Annotated in this window: 16 protein-coding genes; 4 read left to right on the forward strand and 12 right to left on the reverse strand. The window is 61.5% G+C overall.

Going from position 1 to position 18,177, the window contains the following annotated elements; genetic code table 11:
• Positions 1 to 13 precede the first annotated feature (13 nt).
• Complete coding sequence (locus tag H0274_RS07810) at positions 14 to 1,012, forward strand: SDR family NAD(P)-dependent oxidoreductase (RefSeq protein ID WP_226794363.1); 999 nt, start codon at positions 14 to 16, stop codon at positions 1,010 to 1,012.
• A 22-nt stretch (positions 1,013 to 1,034) separates the two neighbouring features.
• Here H0274_RS07810 and H0274_RS07815 read toward each other — a convergent pair whose 3' ends face one another.
• The 10 genes from H0274_RS07815 to H0274_RS07860 all read right to left on the reverse strand — a co-directional run bounded on the left by H0274_RS07815 (position 1,035) and on the right by H0274_RS07860 (position 10,886).
• The gene (locus tag H0274_RS07815; protein WP_226794365.1) at positions 1,035 to 2,195 is read right to left on the reverse strand and encodes an alginate lyase family protein; all 1,161 of its coding nucleotides are present in this window, start codon (positions 2,193 to 2,195) and stop codon (positions 1,035 to 1,037) included.
• Positions 2,192 to 3,394, reverse strand: coding sequence for an HlyD family secretion protein (locus tag H0274_RS07820; RefSeq protein ID WP_226794367.1), 1,203 nt, complete (start codon positions 3,392 to 3,394; stop codon positions 2,192 to 2,194). The genes H0274_RS07815 and H0274_RS07820 overlap by 4 nt, the downstream gene beginning before the upstream one ends.
• Positions 3,395 to 3,434: 40 nt before the next feature.
• Positions 3,435 to 5,069, reverse strand: coding sequence for a glycosyltransferase (locus H0274_RS07825; protein WP_226794369.1), 1,635 nt, complete (start codon positions 5,067 to 5,069; stop codon positions 3,435 to 3,437).
• Between the two features lie 24 nt (positions 5,070 to 5,093).
• On the reverse strand, positions 5,094 to 5,789 hold the full coding sequence (gene bcsS / locus H0274_RS07830; RefSeq protein WP_226794371.1) for a cellulose biosynthesis protein BcsS: 696 nt from the start codon (positions 5,787 to 5,789) through the stop codon (positions 5,094 to 5,096).
• A gap of 130 nt (positions 5,790 to 5,919) precedes the next feature.
• A complete protein-coding gene (locus tag H0274_RS07835) occupies positions 5,920 to 6,771 on the reverse strand; it encodes an SDR family oxidoreductase (protein WP_226794373.1) in 852 nt (283 codons plus the stop codon).
• Positions 6,772 to 6,992: 221 nt separating this feature from the next.
• Entirely contained in the window at positions 6,993 to 7,190 is a 198-nt protein-coding gene (locus H0274_RS07840; protein ID WP_226794375.1) for a hypothetical protein, read from the reverse strand.
• Positions 7,191 to 7,353: 163 nt separating this feature from the next.
• Positions 7,354 to 7,641: a hypothetical protein gene (locus H0274_RS07845; protein ID WP_226794376.1), complete on the reverse strand. Its 288-nt coding sequence runs from the start codon at positions 7,639 to 7,641 to the stop codon at positions 7,354 to 7,356.
• Between the two features lie 22 nt (positions 7,642 to 7,663).
• Positions 7,664 to 7,924, reverse strand: coding sequence for a hypothetical protein (locus H0274_RS07850; RefSeq protein ID WP_226794377.1), 261 nt, complete (start codon positions 7,922 to 7,924; stop codon positions 7,664 to 7,666).
• A 424-nt stretch (positions 7,925 to 8,348) separates the two neighbouring features.
• Positions 8,349 to 9,392, reverse strand: coding sequence for a rod shape-determining protein (locus H0274_RS07855; RefSeq protein ID WP_226794472.1), 1,044 nt, complete (start codon positions 9,390 to 9,392; stop codon positions 8,349 to 8,351).
• 168 nt (positions 9,393 to 9,560) lie between these two features.
• Positions 9,561 to 10,886, reverse strand: a complete 1,326-nt coding sequence (locus H0274_RS07860) for a coiled-coil domain-containing protein (RefSeq protein ID WP_226794378.1) — start codon at positions 10,884 to 10,886, stop codon at positions 9,561 to 9,563.
• 732 nt (positions 10,887 to 11,618) lie between these two features.
• Here H0274_RS07860 and H0274_RS07865 point away from each other — a divergent pair.
• Positions 11,619 to 13,412, forward strand: a complete 1,794-nt coding sequence (locus tag H0274_RS07865; RefSeq protein ID WP_226794379.1) for a DEAD/DEAH box helicase — start codon at positions 11,619 to 11,621, stop codon at positions 13,410 to 13,412.
• 188 nt (positions 13,413 to 13,600) lie between these two features.
• Entirely contained in the window at positions 13,601 to 14,914 is a 1,314-nt protein-coding gene (locus tag H0274_RS07870; RefSeq protein ID WP_226794380.1) for an MFS transporter, read from the forward strand.
• On the opposite strand, the gene H0274_RS07875 is transcribed toward H0274_RS07870, so the two are convergent.
• Positions 14,902 to 16,491, reverse strand: a complete 1,590-nt coding sequence (locus H0274_RS07875; protein WP_226794381.1) for a GMC family oxidoreductase — start codon at positions 16,489 to 16,491, stop codon at positions 14,902 to 14,904. The genes H0274_RS07870 and H0274_RS07875 overlap by 13 nt on opposite strands.
• Positions 16,492 to 16,673: 182 nt before the next feature.
• Between H0274_RS07875 and H0274_RS07880 the strand changes: the two genes are divergently transcribed.
• Entirely contained in the window at positions 16,674 to 17,189 is a 516-nt protein-coding gene (locus H0274_RS07880) for a nuclear transport factor 2 family protein (RefSeq protein WP_226794382.1), read from the forward strand.
• A gap of 7 nt (positions 17,190 to 17,196) precedes the next feature.
• Here H0274_RS07880 and H0274_RS07885 read toward each other — a convergent pair whose 3' ends face one another.
• Positions 17,197 to 17,985, reverse strand: a complete 789-nt coding sequence (locus H0274_RS07885) for an SDR family oxidoreductase (RefSeq protein WP_226794383.1) — start codon at positions 17,983 to 17,985, stop codon at positions 17,197 to 17,199.
• Between the last annotated feature and the right edge of the window lie 192 nt (positions 17,986 to 18,177).

Raw genomic sequence — 18,177 nt, forward strand, 5'->3', positions numbered from 1 at the left:
GAGGAGTTCGGCCATGGGTCTGCTGGAGGGCAAAATTGCCATCGTTACCGGCGCCGGACGGGGGATCGGGCGGTGCCATGCTCTTACCCTGGCGCGCGAAGGTGCAGCGGTGCTGGTGAATGACGCGGGCACGGCAATCACCGGAGGTGGACAGGACGCCGGTCCTGCCGCTCAGGTTGCGGCGGAGATCATAGCCGCAGGCGGGCACGCCATTGCCGATACGAGCGATATCGGCAGCTGGAACGCCCCTAAGGCTCTGGTCGAGCGGGCCCTGGATGAATTCGGCCGGCTCGACATTGTGGTGAACAATGCCGGCATCACATTGTATGATTCCATTGCCACCGAAAGCGGCGAGAACTGGCAGCGGGTGATGGATGTGAACCTCACCGGCACCGCCGCCCTCATCCACTGGGCCGCCCGATATTGGGAGAGCGAGGGGCCGCAACTCGGCCGCGCAGTGGTGAACACCTCCTCCCCCGCCGGAACGAACCCGCCACCGGGCGCAATTTCCTACGTGGTTTCCAAGGCCGGGGTCGCCGCCCTGACCATGGCCGCCGCCACGGAGCTTTGCCATCTGGGCGTGCGGGTGAACGCGCTGGCGCCCATGGCTCGATCACGCATGAGCGAAGCGATCCCCATGCTCGACAAGATCATGAAAGTGCCGGAAAGCGGGCTGGACCGGATGGCGCCGGAGAATGTCTCCCGCCTGATGTTCTATCTTACATCCCCCGCCTGTCGCTTCACCGGGCGCGTCTTCGGCGCGGATGGAGACCGGATCTATCTGTTCCAGAGCATGAGCGCGGAACCCGGAATCGACAATGGTGGCAAGGTCTGGACGCAGAAGGCACTGGCCAGCGCGCTGGAGGCCGTGCCGCAACGTGACGCATCGTGGATGATAGCCCCCAATCTGCATGTACAGGCCGGCGCTCCCCCGCAGGATGTTCTGGATGCCTTCGGCCGTATCGCGCGAGATGAGCCGGTACGGGTCTGGGCCCCTATCGACCGGCGCTAATCACCCCATCAGCTTCCAGGTCTCAAGGCTCCATGAAATAGAGGGTCGCGTATCCACCAAGACTGCGATTGTAGAGCGGACGCATCTTTTGCAGGGTCGGCAAGGCAGCCTCCCGGAGAGGCGGGCGCTTCGCGGCGAGTTCCAGCCATGACAAATACTGGTCGTCCCCCAGATAGGAATCGCTTTGCCCTGCATCACCGGCGCGGGCCGCCACGAGGGAAGGCGTGGCGTTGATGGCCAGCGTATGACCCAGAATCGTATCGAGCGAACGGCCGTCCTTCGTTACCGCATAAAGATCATAGCCCTGGCGCGCGGCGATCTGGGCGATGAATGCCAGATACATCGCTGCATAGTTTTGATAATGCGCGGCGTGGCTGCCCCGCCGCATTTCCAGCGCCAGCGTGCCGTCCGGCGCCGCATCGTCCACTGCCGAATAGACCGCGCTCACGCCATAGCGGAACAGTTCGTCATCCCGCGTCAGCACTCCGATCATCGCGGCATAGACGGCGCGGCGATAGAAGTGGTTGTTGCAGCATGTGCCTTCACGGGCTCCGGGATAGGCCATATGTGTCCGCGCCGCAGCTACCAGCCACGCCTCTATCCGCGCCTTTTGCGCTTCCATGCCGGGCACATCCTCGCGCACGAGAGAATAGGCGAAGGCCATGGCAAACAGCGTGGATTCGATCTGAAACCAGGTCTGCAAGCCCGCCTTCTTACGATCATAGGCCAGAAATGCCCTCCCCCGCGCCCAGCGGTCCAGCGCCTCGATCACGCAGCGCCCGCTGGCCATCCGGGTCGGCGCCACGAACTGGGCCGCCGCCAGCGCGGAAAGCGCGTCCTCGAAACGGTGGAACTGGGCCACCTGCATTTTCCAGGTCGGATTGTCCTTGTAGAAATCCGCCAGCGCGGCATCCCCCGCGAAAGGTTCCATCTCCATGGCATCGGCGCATGGCACACCCGGGCGGACCCGCTTGATCTCCTCCCGCAGGATCGGATCGGTGGTTGTGGCCAGATAGGCCCGGCGCGCGGCGCGATCGAAATAGCCTGCCGCCCGGTCGGTGACACGATAGGCCGAAAGATCCAGCGCCTGCCGCTCTTCCAGCGTCATCGCCCTTGCCGGCTGCCCCCCGAGCGCGAGAAGAACCACCACAAGTGCCGTAAACCGGCGGGCGAGCAGGATCATTTGAAGATTACCACATCAGCCACAGCCGGGCTTTCCCGCCGGGCAGGGATTTTTGAGAGATGGAGCAGGACCGGGACAGTTCCGGGCGCCGCGCCGCCTGCGCCTTGAGGTTCGTAGCGTGACAAGGTGGAAATTCCCGCACCGAAACTCTCCACCTTGGCCGCGATCGGGGGGGAACCAGCAATGCGGGCCTCCGCGCTTTGCCCGCGATGCAGCTCGCCCTCACGCTCTGCCGGAACGCGCGCGATCACGCGCAAATCCTCCGGTGCCGCGGCGGAAAGGGCGGCCAGGGGCAGCCCCGGAGCAAGGGTAGTTCCGACGGGGGAAACCCATTCGACGATGCAGTCGCATGGGGATCGATATCGCAGCGCTGCCACGCGCCCCCGCAGCGATGCAAGCAGCAGCGCGCCTGCCGATCCGGTATCGGCTCTGGCAAAACGCAGTTCGTTTTCCGCCAGCTGCGTCTGGGTTTGCGGAGCATCGAGAACGGCGAGAAGCTGCCCCTTGCTGACCCGCTGGCCGGGCGAGACGGCAACACCGCCGACCCTGCCAATATCCAGGGCCAGCACATCGCTGCGCGGGGCGACCAGCCGGGCGGTAGTCGCCTGAACCGTCGTTGCCGATGCCCACACCCGTGCTCCGAGAAACCCTGCCCCCAGTACCAGCGCCACGACCCCCAGCGCCAACACCGCCATCGGCACGAATCTGGTGCCGATGGAGGCCGGCGCGGCAGCATGCTGCGGCAGCGGGGTTTCCTGATCATGGCCCGCCTGGAGATCGTCCACCGTGGGCAGCACCCCGGTGAGCACGACGCGGACGATCTGCGCTAACACCGCCTGCGCGCGTACCTCGTAAGGTGCGATGACATAATGCAGAAGGCCATCCTTGATCTTGCTATCGGCCTGCGGGACGGCAGTGACTTCCAGCGCAAGCTCGAAGCCCGAAAGGGGCAGGCTGAGCTTCACGGTGCGGTTCGCATCGCTTGTGGTCCATTCGCCATGGTCCGGGCAATTCGCGGAAGGCGGCAGCTTTACCGTCAGCACACAACGGGAGAGCCGGACGCCCTGATAGACACGGTCCCCATCGGTGAGGCGGAAATCAAGCGCGACCTCCACAAATGTCCGGGGATCGCGCCGCTCCACCACAAAGGGCGAAAGCGTTTCCAGCATGTCCTTTTGCGGCGGGCGGCTGCCAGTCATATCCGTCTTCCCCTGATCCATGAGGCTCTCAATCCCTGTATCACCGCGCGGCCATCAGCCAGACGACCGAGAACAACCCGGCCAATGCCAGCAGATGCAGCCCGCCCGCCGCGACATTTCCTGCCACAGCCTCGCTGCCGCCGGTAACGATGCCCTGCCGGGTCCAGCTCTGCCGGTGGAGCCGGAACTGAAGATATGTCTTCAGCAGCGCCCCCCATATCTGATCGTAGGCGAGCAGAAGGGGCCAGAGCGGATGGAAGCGCCCCCAGGCAAGCCCGTTGAGCCCTGCAAGGACGAGGCGCGAAAGGGCCACCCATGCCAGATAATACAGCAGTACCACCGGCGAGACGGTCAGGGACAAAATCAGGGCCAGAACCGGGCCGACCAGCGCGGTCCACATGGTGAGCCGCTGATCGAGGATACACAGCCAGGTAAAAGTGCCGCACACCCCTGGCCCCAGCTGCAAAGCGCGCGAATTGGAACGCAGCATATTGCCCAGCCAGCGATGCATCAGGCGGGTCGATCCGGACAGGAACCCGTATCCGGCGGGCAGCGCCTCGAACCCCACCGCCGTGACATCTGGAATGTAGAGCATCTTCACCTTGCGCCGTAGCAGGGCATACCAAGCCGATTTGTCGTCCCCAGTCAGGAAGCGGAAGCGGCCATGCAGCCAATCGCGCATCCCGTCATTCTCGATCAAATCGATGAATTCGGGGCGCACCACTTCCTCGTTTCGATAGAGCGAGAAACGCCCCGTGAGTACGAGCAGCCGCCGACTGAGCGAAAGCGACGACATCAGGACATGGCGCTGGGCATAGCGCAGCGAATACCATGAGGCCGACACCCCATCGCCATTGGTGACGGCGGAATTATTGGTGGTCAGTGCCCCAAGCGTGGGATCAGCCAGGAAGAATGGCAGGCATTTCTCCAGAGCGCCCCGCTCTACCACCACATCCCCATCCAGCAGCATCGTTACCGAACCGCGGGGCAATTCGCGCCGGGCAAGGCAGCGCAGCGCCATGCCGAGCGCGCTGCGCTTTCCGTCTCCGCGCTGGAACTGGACGATCATCTCGATCCCCGCCGGAAAAGTGAATGATGCCAGCATGTCGTCCAGCAGCATCCGGTCCCGGTCCGTAGTGATCGCGGCGATCACCGTGGCGGGCGCGCCATATGCGGCCAGATCGGCGAACAGGGCGGAATAGACCGCCCGGAACTCTGCCCGGGCGATGTTGTAGGATGTCACCACTACCGCGACATGGGGAACGCGGCGCCCTTTGGCCCCTTCCCGAACCCTGACCGCCATGCGGGGGAAAACGAGGCACAGATAGATCGCCGCCCTGGCGAAGTGCAAACCGGCCCAGCTGTGGCGCCACATTGCGATAAGGCCGTACATGCCGGGCACGGCCACCAGCAGCGTCGCCACGCGATCGGATTGCAGCAGCAATGCCGCGGCCCAAACCGCCACCGCAGCCAGCAACACGAAGCCCATCAACAATGGCGGATCGGCAAAGCTCTGGCCACCTTGCGCCGCATCGACTGGATCGTGCGGACGCAATTGATCGAGAGTCAGGATCGGCATAGCGCCCTTGGCTTCTACGCTTCCAAAAGCAGAGCGCGCCCGGCCGCGCGAGTTCGAGCGCGGGTCGAGGATCGCTTCCCCAGGCAGACTGGCCACGCGGATCGCCCCTGCCAGCTCGCCTTAGAACCGAAACTCCGTGCCGATGCCGGCGTAGGGAGAATCGCGATCGCTGCCCTCCTCACTCCCGAAGGAATATCCGCCCCGGAAAGTGAGCCGAATATCTCCTGCCTTGATGTTGGAGAGGCTGAAGCCGACCTGCGTGCTTTTGAAATAATCGCTGCCCACCCGCGAGACTTCAGGTCCGATGAAAACAGAGCCCGTGCGCATTTCTACGCGCCCCGCGACCCGATAGGCATTATCGCGTGTAACATATTCCGCAGTTCCCGAAACAAAGACCGGCCCCTTGCGGTCAGTAAAGGCCTCCAGCTTGAACATCGCCGCCGCGCCTTCGCGCTGGCCGACATTAGCCCCAGTACGGTCGATATAGGCTGCTCCCGCTGAAATCCGGGTCTTCCAACCCTTGCCCGCGATCTGATAACCCACCAGCACATTTGCACGCAGCCGTTCGTTGGTAGCGCCAGATTGCGATTCCGACGAGCCATAGCTCACATCCGCGCGCAGCAGCGGCCCGCTTTCCTTCAAGGAGCCGGACAGAAGCGTTGTATAGCTCCCCGTGATATTGGCGCCATGATCGTAGATTTTCGCGGTGACGCCCAGACGCTGCACATCGTCCTTTGCATGGGCCGGCACGGCGCAGATAAGCGCCGCCGGAATGGCGCACGGCATAGCCGCGAGAATCGATCCCCTGATGTTCATGGAAGCCCCCTTCGAATTTGGGATTACCATGAAGGGAAACGGTTAATGCATCGTTCGGAAACTTCTCCCCCGCAAGTTTTTTCTAGGGAAAACCAGCATTATGAGCGCCGTCCTGCCTCTCCCGCGATTGTCAGCTACCAACGATAATTCCGCCATTGGGGTGCAGCACCTGTCCGCTCATATAGCTGGAATCCTCACAGGCGAGGAACAGGAAGCACGGCGCCACTTCGTTCGGCTGCCCGGGCCGCCCCATCGGGGTATCTTCGCCAAAATGCGCCACCTTCTCGGGCGGGGCGCCTCCTGAAGGATTGAGCGGGGTCCAGATCGGACCAGGCGCCACCGCATTCACCCGGATGCCTTTCTCGATCAGGTTCTCGCTCAGAGAGCGCGTGAAGGCCGTGATCGCACCCTTGGTGCTGGAATAATCCAGCAACTGCTTCGATCCCTTGTACATGGTGACCGAAGTGCAATTGATGATGGCGCTGCCTTCCCTGAGATGAGGCAGGGCCGCCTGGGTGAGGAAGAACATCGAGAAGATGTTGGTCTGAAAAGTACGCCGCAATTGCTTCTCGGTGATGTGGCGGATGTCCTCATCCGGATGCTGCTCCCCAGCATTGTTCACCAGAATATCGATCTGGCCGAACTCCGCGATGGCTGCCTCGACCAGATTTCTGCAGATCGCTTCGTCTCCAAGGTCACCAGCGAGAGTCAGCGCCCTGCTGCCTTCTTCGCGAACTATCCGGGCAGTTTCCTCAGCATCGTCATGTTCGCAGAGATAGGCAATTACCACATCCGCCCCTTCGCGTGCGAACAGCGCGGCCACCGCCCGGCCGATCCCGCTGTCGGCGCCAGTTACGATAGCGACCTTGCCCTTCAGCCGGCCTGAGCCGGGATAGCGGGGCTGCCAATTGGGCTTGGGCTCCAACTCGCTCTCATGGCCGGGAAGGCCGTCTTCATGCACCATGCCGGTTGTCCGGTTCATGAAATTCTCTCCTTGCACATGGCGCCGCGTCGCCCTTTCCAGGTAGGAGTGGAGACACGGGTCAGGTACGACGCGGCGCTGTGGGCGGGAGCAGAGAGTTGTGTGGGAGGCTCCCGCCTCACCGTTAAATGAACCCCCGGCAAGACCCTTGCAGTCAGTTGCGAGGCTTGCCTGCCTTGGGCGTGGGCGATCCAGCTGAGCGGAAGCTTCGCTCCAAACTGTCAATCAATGGCCCAGAAGCCGTTTTCGCTACGCCGGATGGTGCAGAGGCGCTCCCGATCGCACCACAATTCGGCAGAGCGGTTCGGCTCGTGCCTGTCCGCTATGTTCAGGGCCGCACCGGGATCATTCGCATCGAATTCAATCGTCTGGGCGACACCGATGCCATCGTCTGAATAAATCAGCCTGTATGTGTACATTGGACAGCTCCCGATCTGGAGAGGCGATGAAACACCTCAGGAGTTCCCCTGTCGCTGTCCAAAATTTGCATGGGCCGCCGCGGCGGGCAAGCCCCCTCGCCGCCTGCCCGTCCCGATTCACGCACGGTTCGGGCAGGCGACGTTCATTGAGCACGACGCGAGATTATTCCTCTTCGTCGTCCATCATTTCTTCGCCTTCGAAGGCATCCATATCGATCCGGCCCGAGCGGAGCATTTCCTCCTCCTTCTCTACCAGATCTGGCACGTCGCGCGGAACGAGATCGGCGGGATTGGCCTTGCCTCCCGGCTCGCTCTCTTCACCCAGCTGCAGATGCCGCGCTTCTTCAGCAATATCCTGGGCCTGCGTGCCTTGCTCATTCTGCTCGGAATTCTGCAGATCGGGATCATTATAGTCATCCTGGCGCTGCCGGGGATCATCCTTGCTGTCCATGATAGCACTCCGTTTCTGCCGGTTACTTCCTAGATTTTGCTCCGGCCCGGCGCGATCCAGCCTTGGGCGCGGGCATCTCTTCGTCGCGCTCCTGGCGGTTATGATCAAGGCGGCGCTTGAGCGCATATCCCCCTGCCAAAGCCGCCAGCAGGCCGAACGGGCCGATCTTCTTGAGCGCTGCCACCCCGCCTGCGCCCAAAAGCGCTCCGGCGGTGCCGTTCAAGCCGTCCACATGCCGCGCGGCGCGTTCGCCCGCATAAGCACCGATCATTTTGCCGATCATCTGGTCCTCCTTCCGTTGCCAGTGTGTGTTTCCGTCGATCTGTCAGAACTCTGCCCCGGCATCGCTCCGGGGTTGCTACGGGGTTCATGAGATCAACGGACACGGCGGCAAATGGCTCCGCCTGCCATGGCAGGACGCCGCAAAGCGCGCACAGCCAGTCCCGCGGCAGGAGGGGCCGATCTAATGATCGAAGTTTTCCGGCTTGCGCCAGTTGATGCGAGGGAAGGCTCCCGCGCCCCCGAAAGACGCGCGGGATCACTTTACATTGCAAGCCGAACGCAGGCCATGGCGGGGCAAGGAAACCGCCATCGCGCCTGCAGGCGGAAAGACGCGGAACCGTGGTTGGGAAACCGCGCCGGTCACACCTGCAGAGATAATCGCGCCAGCGGCCCTGCAGCTTCGGCAGCACCACGGCCCGTGCCGCCTAGACTATCAAAGCCGATCTGAAAGTTTCGTCGGTAAGGGCGCGGCCGGTTCCGAGAGCTACGCAGCACATCGGATCCTCGGCGATAGAAACGGGTAGCCCCGTTGCCTCGGCAAGGAACATATCCAATTGCGGAATAAGGGCTCCGCCGCCAGTCAAGGTAATCCCGCGATCCACGACGTCGGACGCGAGTTCCGGGGCCGTATTCTCCAACGCCACCCGAATTCCTTCGGCAATCACTGCAATCGGTTCGGCAAGAATCTCCGCAATCTCTGCCTGATTGATTTGCACTTCCTTTGGAACGCCACCGACGAGATCGAGTCCCTTGATCGAAACGACCTCGCCCACCTGGTCCTCGGGAGGCATGGCGACACCATAGGCCAGCTTGATACGCTCTGCGGTCGCTTCGCCGATAAGCAGGTTATGATGGCGGCGGACATAGGAAACGATTGCCTCGTCCAGCTTGTCACCACCCATGCGGATCGAATTCGAATAGGCCAACCCGCCTAAGGAGAGGACCGCCACTTCGGTGGTGCCTCCGCCGATGTCGATAATCATCGATCCGATCGGCTCTGTAACCGGCAGTCCGGCGCCGATCGCCGCAGCCATCGGCTCCAGTATGAGCGAGACACTCGAAGCTCCGGCATTGCTCGCGGCATCCCTGATCGCGCGGCGATCAACTGAGGTCGATCCCGATGGCACGCACACGATCACCTCGGGATAGCGCATCAGGCGGTTCTTTCCGAGGACCTCCCGGATGAAATGCTTGATCATCTCTTCCGCGATTTCAATGTCCGCAATCACGCCATCGCGTAGGGGTCGGATAACCTCCACATTGTCCGGTGTCTTTCCCAACATCAGCCTTGCCACCTTGCCAATGGCTGTAATGGATTTAACTCCACCTCTCGTTTCGACGGCAACGACCGAAGGTTCATTGAGAACGATGCCACGATCCTGCATATATACAAGAGTATTGGCTGTACCCAGATCAATCGCAATATTCGGAGAACGGAAGAAAGGAATTCGCGGAACGCGAGCAGGCATCAAAATTTCCTCGATCAACAATTATCCGGCTCAGAACCTTCGCCTGGCCAGACATAATCTTCTTGTTATTATCGATAGCAACAGTGAGGTATTGCGATCTGAATCCCAGACCAACCGCATACCCCCTGTTTACTGCAACGCAGCCAGAACGGAGCGCCTCCCGCCAGCTCAGGCCCTTTTAACTGCGGCGAGCTGCGCCTCCATGAATTCCCGCTCGTTGTTTTGATTGCTGACTTCTTTCTCAAGCTCGAAAATCTTGAAGTTCAAGGATTCCAGCACGTCTTGATGCGCTCTGGTTTTATCCTCAAGCTCTTCGGTAAGCCGCGCGACTTCGGTTTCGAGCTTCTTGTTTTCGTTTTCTCTCTCACGGAGAAGCTGGCCCAGAGCATCCAGTCGAGTAGACATGGCGAGCCGCGATTGATCTATCTGCTTCTTGGCATCCAGTGCGGCTTCGAGATTTGTCGACAGACGCGCGTTCTTGGTTTCGAGACGATTGATAGTCACTTCGCTCTTGTCGCAATTTTCGTTCAGCTGCCGAATTTGGGCAGCGAGCTTTTCATTATCCAGCTTCAGATCGCCATTGACCTGCTCCAGCATTTTCAGGCTGGCCGACATCTGCGCCTTCTCGCCCTTGAGGGCTGCAACCTCGCGATCGCGCTCTTTCGTCTCTGTCTGATACTTGTCGAACAGCCTGGAGAATTCGGTCCGGCTTTTGGCGGCTTCATCCTCTCGCTCCAGCGCGAGCTGGCTCAGGCTTTTGTTCTCGGCTGACAAAGCCTCGATGCGGTCCTTGAGTTCTGCGGCCTCATCCTCGTGCGTCCGCACCGCGAACTCATAGTTCTCGCACCGATTGGAAAGAAGAATCGTTTCCTCAAGAGCTTCCTTGAGCTTGGCCGCCATTTCCGAGATTTCTCGCGAATCCGTTTCGGCACGCTGCTTGAGCAGTCCAACTTCCATGCGAAGCCCCTCGGCTGCATCCTGGGCGGACTGCAACTGGCGAGCGGTTTCCGTAGAAAGCTCATCGGCTTCCTTCTTCGCGAGATTGAGAAGATGGTGACGCTGCTCCAGGTCACTCAGATTGGTCTGGTGCTTTTGCAGGTCCCGCGACACATCGTTGAGGCGGACCTCCAACTCTGAAGCAGTCTTGGAAAAACGGTCAGCCGACGTCGCCGCGTCGTGATATTTTTCCTGAAAATGGTCCCGCTCCTGAACGAGTACCGCATTGGCCAGGGCAAGCTTGCGATGCTCCTCGAAGATTTGCGCGAGTTCGTCTCTCAACGACACCATGCGCCCGGTAAATTCCTGAAATCCCGAGAAGCCCTGAATCACGGTGGCCATCGAATAGTCGATGTTCTGCTGAATTTCGGCCAGTCCGCGGATACTGCTCTCATCCGGACGATCCAGCTCGGAACGAGATGAGCCATGATCCTTACCTGATAATTCCTCTCCTAAAGAAGCCTTATCTCTAATGAAAATATCAAATATCGTTCCCATTGTCTGCCCCCATTTTCATTTCTAATTTTCATCTAAAAAATAATAAAGAACAATTCCCATTGTTACTAATTTTTATTGCGGATTAACCATTGGCAACTTCACGCAAGCGGAAAAGTAATCATTTATTTATCAAAAATAATTCTTTATTTTTAATTGCTTATATTTGCGTTTGACTCGGATCATCAGCATGATGCAACACCAGTTTGCGCCACGCTAGTCGGAAAATGTTAATTTGCTTCGAATGGGCGTCAGGGCACAGCTCCCCAGGAGGGGTATCTGTTTTTCGAAGCACAAGTTTCTTGAGACAGGCCTATCAGGAAGCGAGCGTGGATATTCGGATGGCAACCCACGCCCCAAAAGACCGGCGAGGAAGCAGTATTGGTATAAAACGCTTTTCTTTCAGATGCATATACTGCGCAGCAAAACCATCTGTCGGTATCTGCCTATGGCAGCTGCATAATCTTCATCCCCCTTGCGGCGTACTGTCCACATGGCCAATGATACCTGTACATCTGTATAGGCATCCCTGAGGAAGGCTCGGCCCCGGCGCTGCCTAAAACTAAGGGAAGCCAAATGCGTTCCGATCCTGTATAGGGCCCGCAAAGCTGCCAACATAGAGGGCTGGCTGGGCAGGGTATTGTCCCGGGGGGCCCGGGCTGGCGTATGGCCGCCACCAAACTTATTAAATCGCCCAGCATCGCGTTTCGCGCGGTGCCAATCACTGTGAGTTGAATGACCTTTTCCAATCTCCCGCCGATCCTCGGCGAAGCTCTTGCCGAACGCGGCTACGCCCAGCCCACGCCTGTTCAGGCCGCCGTGCTGGAACCTGAAGCGCTTGGCCGCGATCTGGTGGTTTCCGCCCAGACCGGTTCGGGCAAGACCGTCGCCTTCGGCCTGGCTATGGCCAGCGAACTGCTGAACGAGGCAGGCACAGCCGCCGGAACCGGGCGCCCCAAGGCGCTTGTGATCGCCCCCACGCGCGAATTGGCCCTGCAGGTCAGCCGCGAGCTTGCCTGGCTGTATGGCAAGGCCGGCGCACGGATCGCCACTTGCGTGGGCGGCATGAATCCTTCGCAGGAGCGCCGGGCGTTGCATGCGGGCGCGACTATCGTGGTTGGCACTCCGGGCCGCCTGCGTGATCATCTTGAGCGCGGTGCGCTCGACCTCTCGCAACTGGCCGCCATCGTGCTCGATGAAGCGGATGAGATGCTCGACATGGGCTTCCGCGAGGATCTGGAAGAGATTCTGGACGCTACGCCCGAAACGCGCCGCACTCTGCTGTTCTCCGCCACCATGCCCCGCCCGATCGAAGCGATGGCCCGCCGTTACCAGAACGACGCGCTGCGTATTTCCACGGTCGGTAATGATCGCGGCCATGGCGACATCGCCTATCAGGCGGTCACCGTCTCCCCGTCCGAAATCGAAAACGCGGTGGTCAACCTGCTGCGCTTCCACGAGGCGGAAACGGCAATCCTGTTCTGCGCCACGCGCGACAATGTGCGCCACCTGCACGCCACGTTGCAGGAGCGCGGCTTTGCCGTGGTCGCCCTGTCGGGCGAACATTCGCAATCGGAACGCAACCAGGCCTTGCAGGCCCTACGTGACCGGCGCGCAAGGGTATGCGTGGCAACAGACGTGGCCGCCCGCGGGATCGACCTGCCCTCGCTCAGCCTGGTGATCCATGTCGAGATTCCCCGGGATGCGGAAACGCTGCAGCACCGTTCTGGCCGAACGGGTCGCGCGGGCAAGAAGGGCACCGCCGTGCTGATCGTGCCCTTCCCGCGCCGCCGCCGCGTGGAATCCATGCTGCAACATGCGCGCATCAACGCCGAGTGGATTTCAGCGCCCGGCCCCGACGAAATTCGTGCGCAGGATCGCACGCGCCTGCTTTCCGCCCTGCTCGCCCCCGTGGAGGTGGACGAGACCGATCGCGAATTGGCAGACGCCCTGCTGGCCGAACGCAGCCCGGCAGATATCGCCGCCATGCTGGTGCGGGCCCATCGTGCTTCCCTGCCCGAGCCGGAAGAACTGATGGAGAACACGCCCGAAGCACGCCGTGCCGCGCAGAAGGAGCGGCACCGCCCCGGTTTCGAGGACGCCGTGTGGTTCCGCATGAATGTCGGCCGTCGCCACAATGCCGATCCCCGCTGGATCCTGCCGCTGCTCTGCCGCCGCGGGCACATCACTCGCAACGAGATCGGCGCGATCCGTATCGCCCCCAACGAGACGCATTTCCAGGTGCCTCTCGCCGTCGCCGCCAAGTTCAACGCCGCGCTGAAGCGCACGGCGGGCGGCGAAGGGGATGAGGAAGGCGTGCTCATCGAACAGTCGAACGAAGCTCCGCGCGAAGCCGCACGCCGCAATCGCGAGCATGGGCGCGATAACGCCGCCGGCGCGGCCGGAAGCTATGCCCGTCCCCGGCACCCGCATAAAGGCAACGGCCCCCGGCAGGACCGCGAAGGCGGCAAGCCCGCACCCTGGAAAGGCAAGAAGAAGCCCTTCCACGCCGGCAAAAAAGACCGGTGAAAGGTACGGCGGGCAGGAATCCCCTGCCCGCATCCTATCTCGACAGACGAGCAGGCGCCGCGATCCAGCGGCCCCTGAGGGTCAACAACACCCCGAGCCGGGCCGCCAAGGGCAAATGGGGCCGATTTCCAGTTGCCTAACACCAAAAGCTGGCCGATCCCCCTAGGCAAATAAGGGGGAGTTAAAGGATGCTCGAAGGTGTGGACGTGGATACGTCCCTGAGGCAACGTGTAGGCCGCAAGATCGCGATCTGGCTGGTATTGCCGATCGCGGTGCTGACATTCGTCAATTCGATCGACCGGGTGAACGTCAGCTATGCCGGCAGCGCCATGTCCGCCGATCTGGGGCTTACGCCCGACCAGTTCGGCCAGGGGGTGAGCATGTTCTTCATTGCTTACCTGCTGTTCCAATATCCCCATGTCCAGCTGCTGAAGCGCATAGGCATCAAGGCATGGCTGTTCTGCTCCATGCTGCTCTGGGCCTGCTCCGGCTTCTGGATGGCCCATGTACAAAGCGCGACGGAATTCTATGTCGCACGCTTTCTCCTCGGCATGGCTGAAGCCGGTTTCGCTCCGGGGATGACCTGGCTCATCTCCCAATGGACGCCCCCTTCCATCCGCGCACGGGCACTCTCGGGCGCGCTGGTGGCCGTTCCGCTTTCGATGGTGCTGGGCGGGCCCCTATGCGGCTGGCTGCTGGGCATTGCCAATCCGCTGGGCATGGAAGCATGGCGCTACATGTTCCTGGCCATCGCCATTCCCAATGTGGTGCTGGCCATCGCCGCGGCGTTTTATTTCGTGGATCGTCCGGATCGGGCTGGCTGGCTTACGGCTGCGGAACGGGATTGGCTGAACCGGGAAATGGCTCCGTCGGGCGAAGATGTGCGTATACCCGCCCCGTCTTTCACGCAGATCGCCCGCGATCCTTGGTTGTGGCGCTGTTCGATCGGCTGGCTGCTGATCATGACCGGCGCCTATGCACTGGCCTTCTGGTTGCCGCAGCTCGTCCGGCAGCTCGATCTGGGCGGAAGCGAACTGATGATCGGGACGCTCAGCGCCCTCCCCATGCTGGGCATAGCCATCGGCCTTGCAGTGAATGGCAGACTGTCAGACCGTGCCGGGGAACGGCTACGCCATGTCGGCATCCCCAGCGCCGCGGCAGGCATCGCCATGCTCGCGGCGGCCGGGCTTGAGCCCGGCTGGCCAGTTCTGGCGCTGCTGTTCGTCGCCGGGTTGGGCCTTGGCGCGGCTCAGGGTGTGTTCTGGGCCATCCCCAGCGCCGTCCGCCTTGGCGGCGGATCGGTGCCGGTAGGAGTGATCGCGCTGATCAGCATGTTCGGCACAGCTGGCGGAATCATCGGGCCTTGGCTGACCGGCTTCCTGGTGGGTAGCAGCGGCAGCTTTTCCGTCGCAATCGGCGTGCTCGCCGCGCTGCTGGTGGTCGCTCCGCTGCTCCTGAGTTTTGACCGGGCCGGAAGGACCGGCATGGCTCAGCGGGCCTGAGCGATCAGGTCTGCCGCCTTTTCGGCGATCATCACCGTTGGCGCATGGGTGTTGCCGCGAATGACATCCGGCATCACGGAAGCATCGGCGACACGCAGGTTGTGGGCTCCGATCACCCGCAACTCGCTGTCCACCACGCTGCCCATGGCGCAGGTGCTGGTCGGATGGCCCGCACTGATAAGCGAGGCGCGCAGCCAGGCGTCGATTTCCTCGTCGCTCTGTGCCTGCACGCCCGGCGCCAGCTCTATCTGGGCAATCTCGCTGGCCGGGGCGGTGGCAAAGAACTGGCGGATGAAACGGAAGCCCTTGCGCAGCCGTTCCCGGTCTCCCTGTGTGCCCATGAAATTGAACTGCACTTTGGGCAGATCGAGCGGATTGGGCGAGGCAAGCGTCACTTCACCCCGGCTTTCGGGATCAAGCAGGATCGCCCCGCAGGAGAACATTCCCGTCGGCTGCTTGCGCCACATTGGAAACCATACCTGCGCGTCATAGCCGCTATGAACGATCTGGAACTGGATATCCGGCCGGTCCTGATCGTCACCCGAGCGCAGGAAGCCCTGGATCGACATCGGGCTCTGGCTCATCGGCCCGCGCCCGGTCAGCTTCCAGCGCAGGAAATTCAGCGCCACCTGATCAAGCCGGATCTCGCGGTTGAAACCGATCGGCACCGCTGATTTCCAGATGCCCATGGCGATAGGATGGTCCTGCAAGTTCTGCCCCACCCCCGAAAGGTCGATCAGCGGATCGATCCCCATCGCCTTCAGAGCCGCTGCCGGGCCGATGCCCGAATGCATCAGCAAATGCGGGCTGCTCAGCGCCCCGGCCGACAGGATGACTTCGCCCCGGCATTCGATCACCCGGCGCGTGCCTCCGGTGGATATTTCCACCCCGCTGGCCCGGTTGCCATCGAACACCACGCGAAGGGCGCTGCTATTGGCGATCACGTCAAGATTGGGGCGATCCTTCACCGGATCGATGAAAGCACGCACGGTGCTCGCCCGGCGGCCTTCGCGGATGGTGCAATCGGGCATGCCGAAACCTTCGGGCTGCGGCACGGTGAAATCCGGACAGGCCGAATGCCCCAATGTCTGAGCGGTTTCCAGAAAGGCCGGGAACAGCTGCGGATCGGGTGCCATCGGCGTGACATGCATTTCCCCGCTACCGCCATGAACGGCGTTCTCGCCGCGCCAGTTGGTTTCCGAGCGTTTGAAATAGGGCAGCACATCATCATAGCCCCAGCCCGCATGACCCGCATCGCGCCAGGCATCGTAATCCGCTGCCGCGCCGCGAATATACATGGTTCCATTGATGGAAGAGCAGCCGCCCAGCACCTTGCCGCGCGGGATCGGCTGTGTGCGCCCATCCAGATTGGGATCGGGCTCCGCCTCGTAACCCCAGATGAAACGCGGATTGGCCGCAGCCTGCATCCAGGTCAGCGGCATGTCGATCAGCGGATGGCGACATTCCCCGCCGGCCTCTATCAGAGCGACGCGCAGGGAAGGATTTGCGCTCAGCCGGTTGGCGAGAACGCAACCCGCACTGCCCGCGCCAACGATGATGTAGTCGTACACTTTCACCCGGCATGCCTCTCGGTTACTGTTTGCCGGCTGCCTAGCGCATCTTTCCGCAAATCGGGAAGGGGCGCGATGCCGGAACGCCCGATAGGGCGATAATGAGGAGAGGATTACCTTGAAAAGACATCCGCTGGACCAGAAGAACCGCGTCCAATCCACACCCTTCATTCCAGCTTGAGGCGATGATGGCTCACGAACTCTCGACCGCCGACCAACTGGCGATCCGCGACATCATTTCCCTCTACGCCTGGGCGCTCGATACGGGCGATGTAGGGGGCTTTGTGCGCTGTTTCTGTAGCGATGGAATATTGCTGTGGGACGCATTCGAGGAGCCGCTGCGCTGGCAAGGGCACGATGCCTTGCGCCACTTCGCAACCTTCTTCCGCGACATGCCGACCTCAGCCGGACGTCAGCATCATGTGACCAACACACTGATCACCCCATGCGCAGAAGGGGCACGGGCACGTTCTTATGCGGCCGTCGCACTGCGTCAGGGAGACGGGCCGCACCTGCTCCACGTGATGGGATATTATGAAGATCTGTTCCGGCAAGAAGGCGGGAAATGGGCCATAGCCGAACGCGTCATTCGCGACTGGTCAGGCCCGATCCTCAAGGAATTTGCCGGGCAGACGGGCGAGCGCGTTGCCCGCCCAATGCCGCTGCCACTGGCCGGGGCGCTTTATCCCGACAGCGGCAGCTGAGCCTGGTTCAGAAGGTGGAAGTAGTCGCGCCACCATCGATAACGAGGCTTTGCCCCGTGATGTAATTCGCAAATTCGCTGCAGAACATCGCAACGAAGGCGCCCACATCGTCGCAATCGCCGAAGCGACCTGCGGCAATGCGCCATTCCCGGGAAAATTCGGCAACTTCCTGTTCGTAGGTGGTACCCTTTGCCCGTGCACGCTCATTGAACTGATCTTCCACCGTGGCGCTATGATGCATACCCGGCAGGAGATTGTTGATCATGACGTTATGCTTGGCCACCACCTTGGAGACGGCGACAGTGTAATTCGCCAGAGCAGCCCGGGTGCTGCCGGAAAGGACGCGGATTTCGCCGGGATATTTGGCGGCAACCGTCGCGATGTTGACGATCCGACCCCATTTGCGTTCCACCATGCCATCCAGAACGCGGCGCATGAATTCCACGGGCGACAGTAGCGAAATATCGATCGCCTGGCGCCACTGCTCGTCCGTGATTGCCCGGTAATCGGGCGTGAAGGCAGGCGGCGCGCAAGTGCCCACCAGAATGTCAGGATCGGGACATGCCGCAAGGATAAGCTCGCGGCCTTCGGCACTGCTGTGATCCGCGCAGATGGGAACCACCCTGGATCCAGTTTCCGCAGCAATCTCGGTGCAGGCTTTTACCAACCGTTCCTCACCACGGGCCGAAACGTATACTTCCACCCCTTCCCGCGCCAGGGCCAGCACGGCGCTGCGCCCCATGCCCGCACTGCCGCCATTCACGATGGCCTTCCGCCCCCTGATACCCAGATCCATGCTTATCCTCTTCTCCCTGCCCGGCTCCTGACGGCCGACAGAGCACCTATGGGGCATCAGGAAGCAGCCTGCAATCGATCGGCAGGCTATGCAGGGGTGGCAAGCGAACCGAACAAAGCAGCATCGAACTGAGCATTACGCAGATGCTGTTTGGCGCGAGTGCCAGCGAGAAGGGCACGGCGGATTATCTGC

The sequence above is a fragment of the Fulverythrobacter ferritrahens genome (assembly GCF_020539485.1).
Taxonomy (GTDB): Bacteria; Pseudomonadota; Alphaproteobacteria; order Sphingomonadales; family Sphingomonadaceae; genus Andeanibacterium; species Andeanibacterium ferritrahens.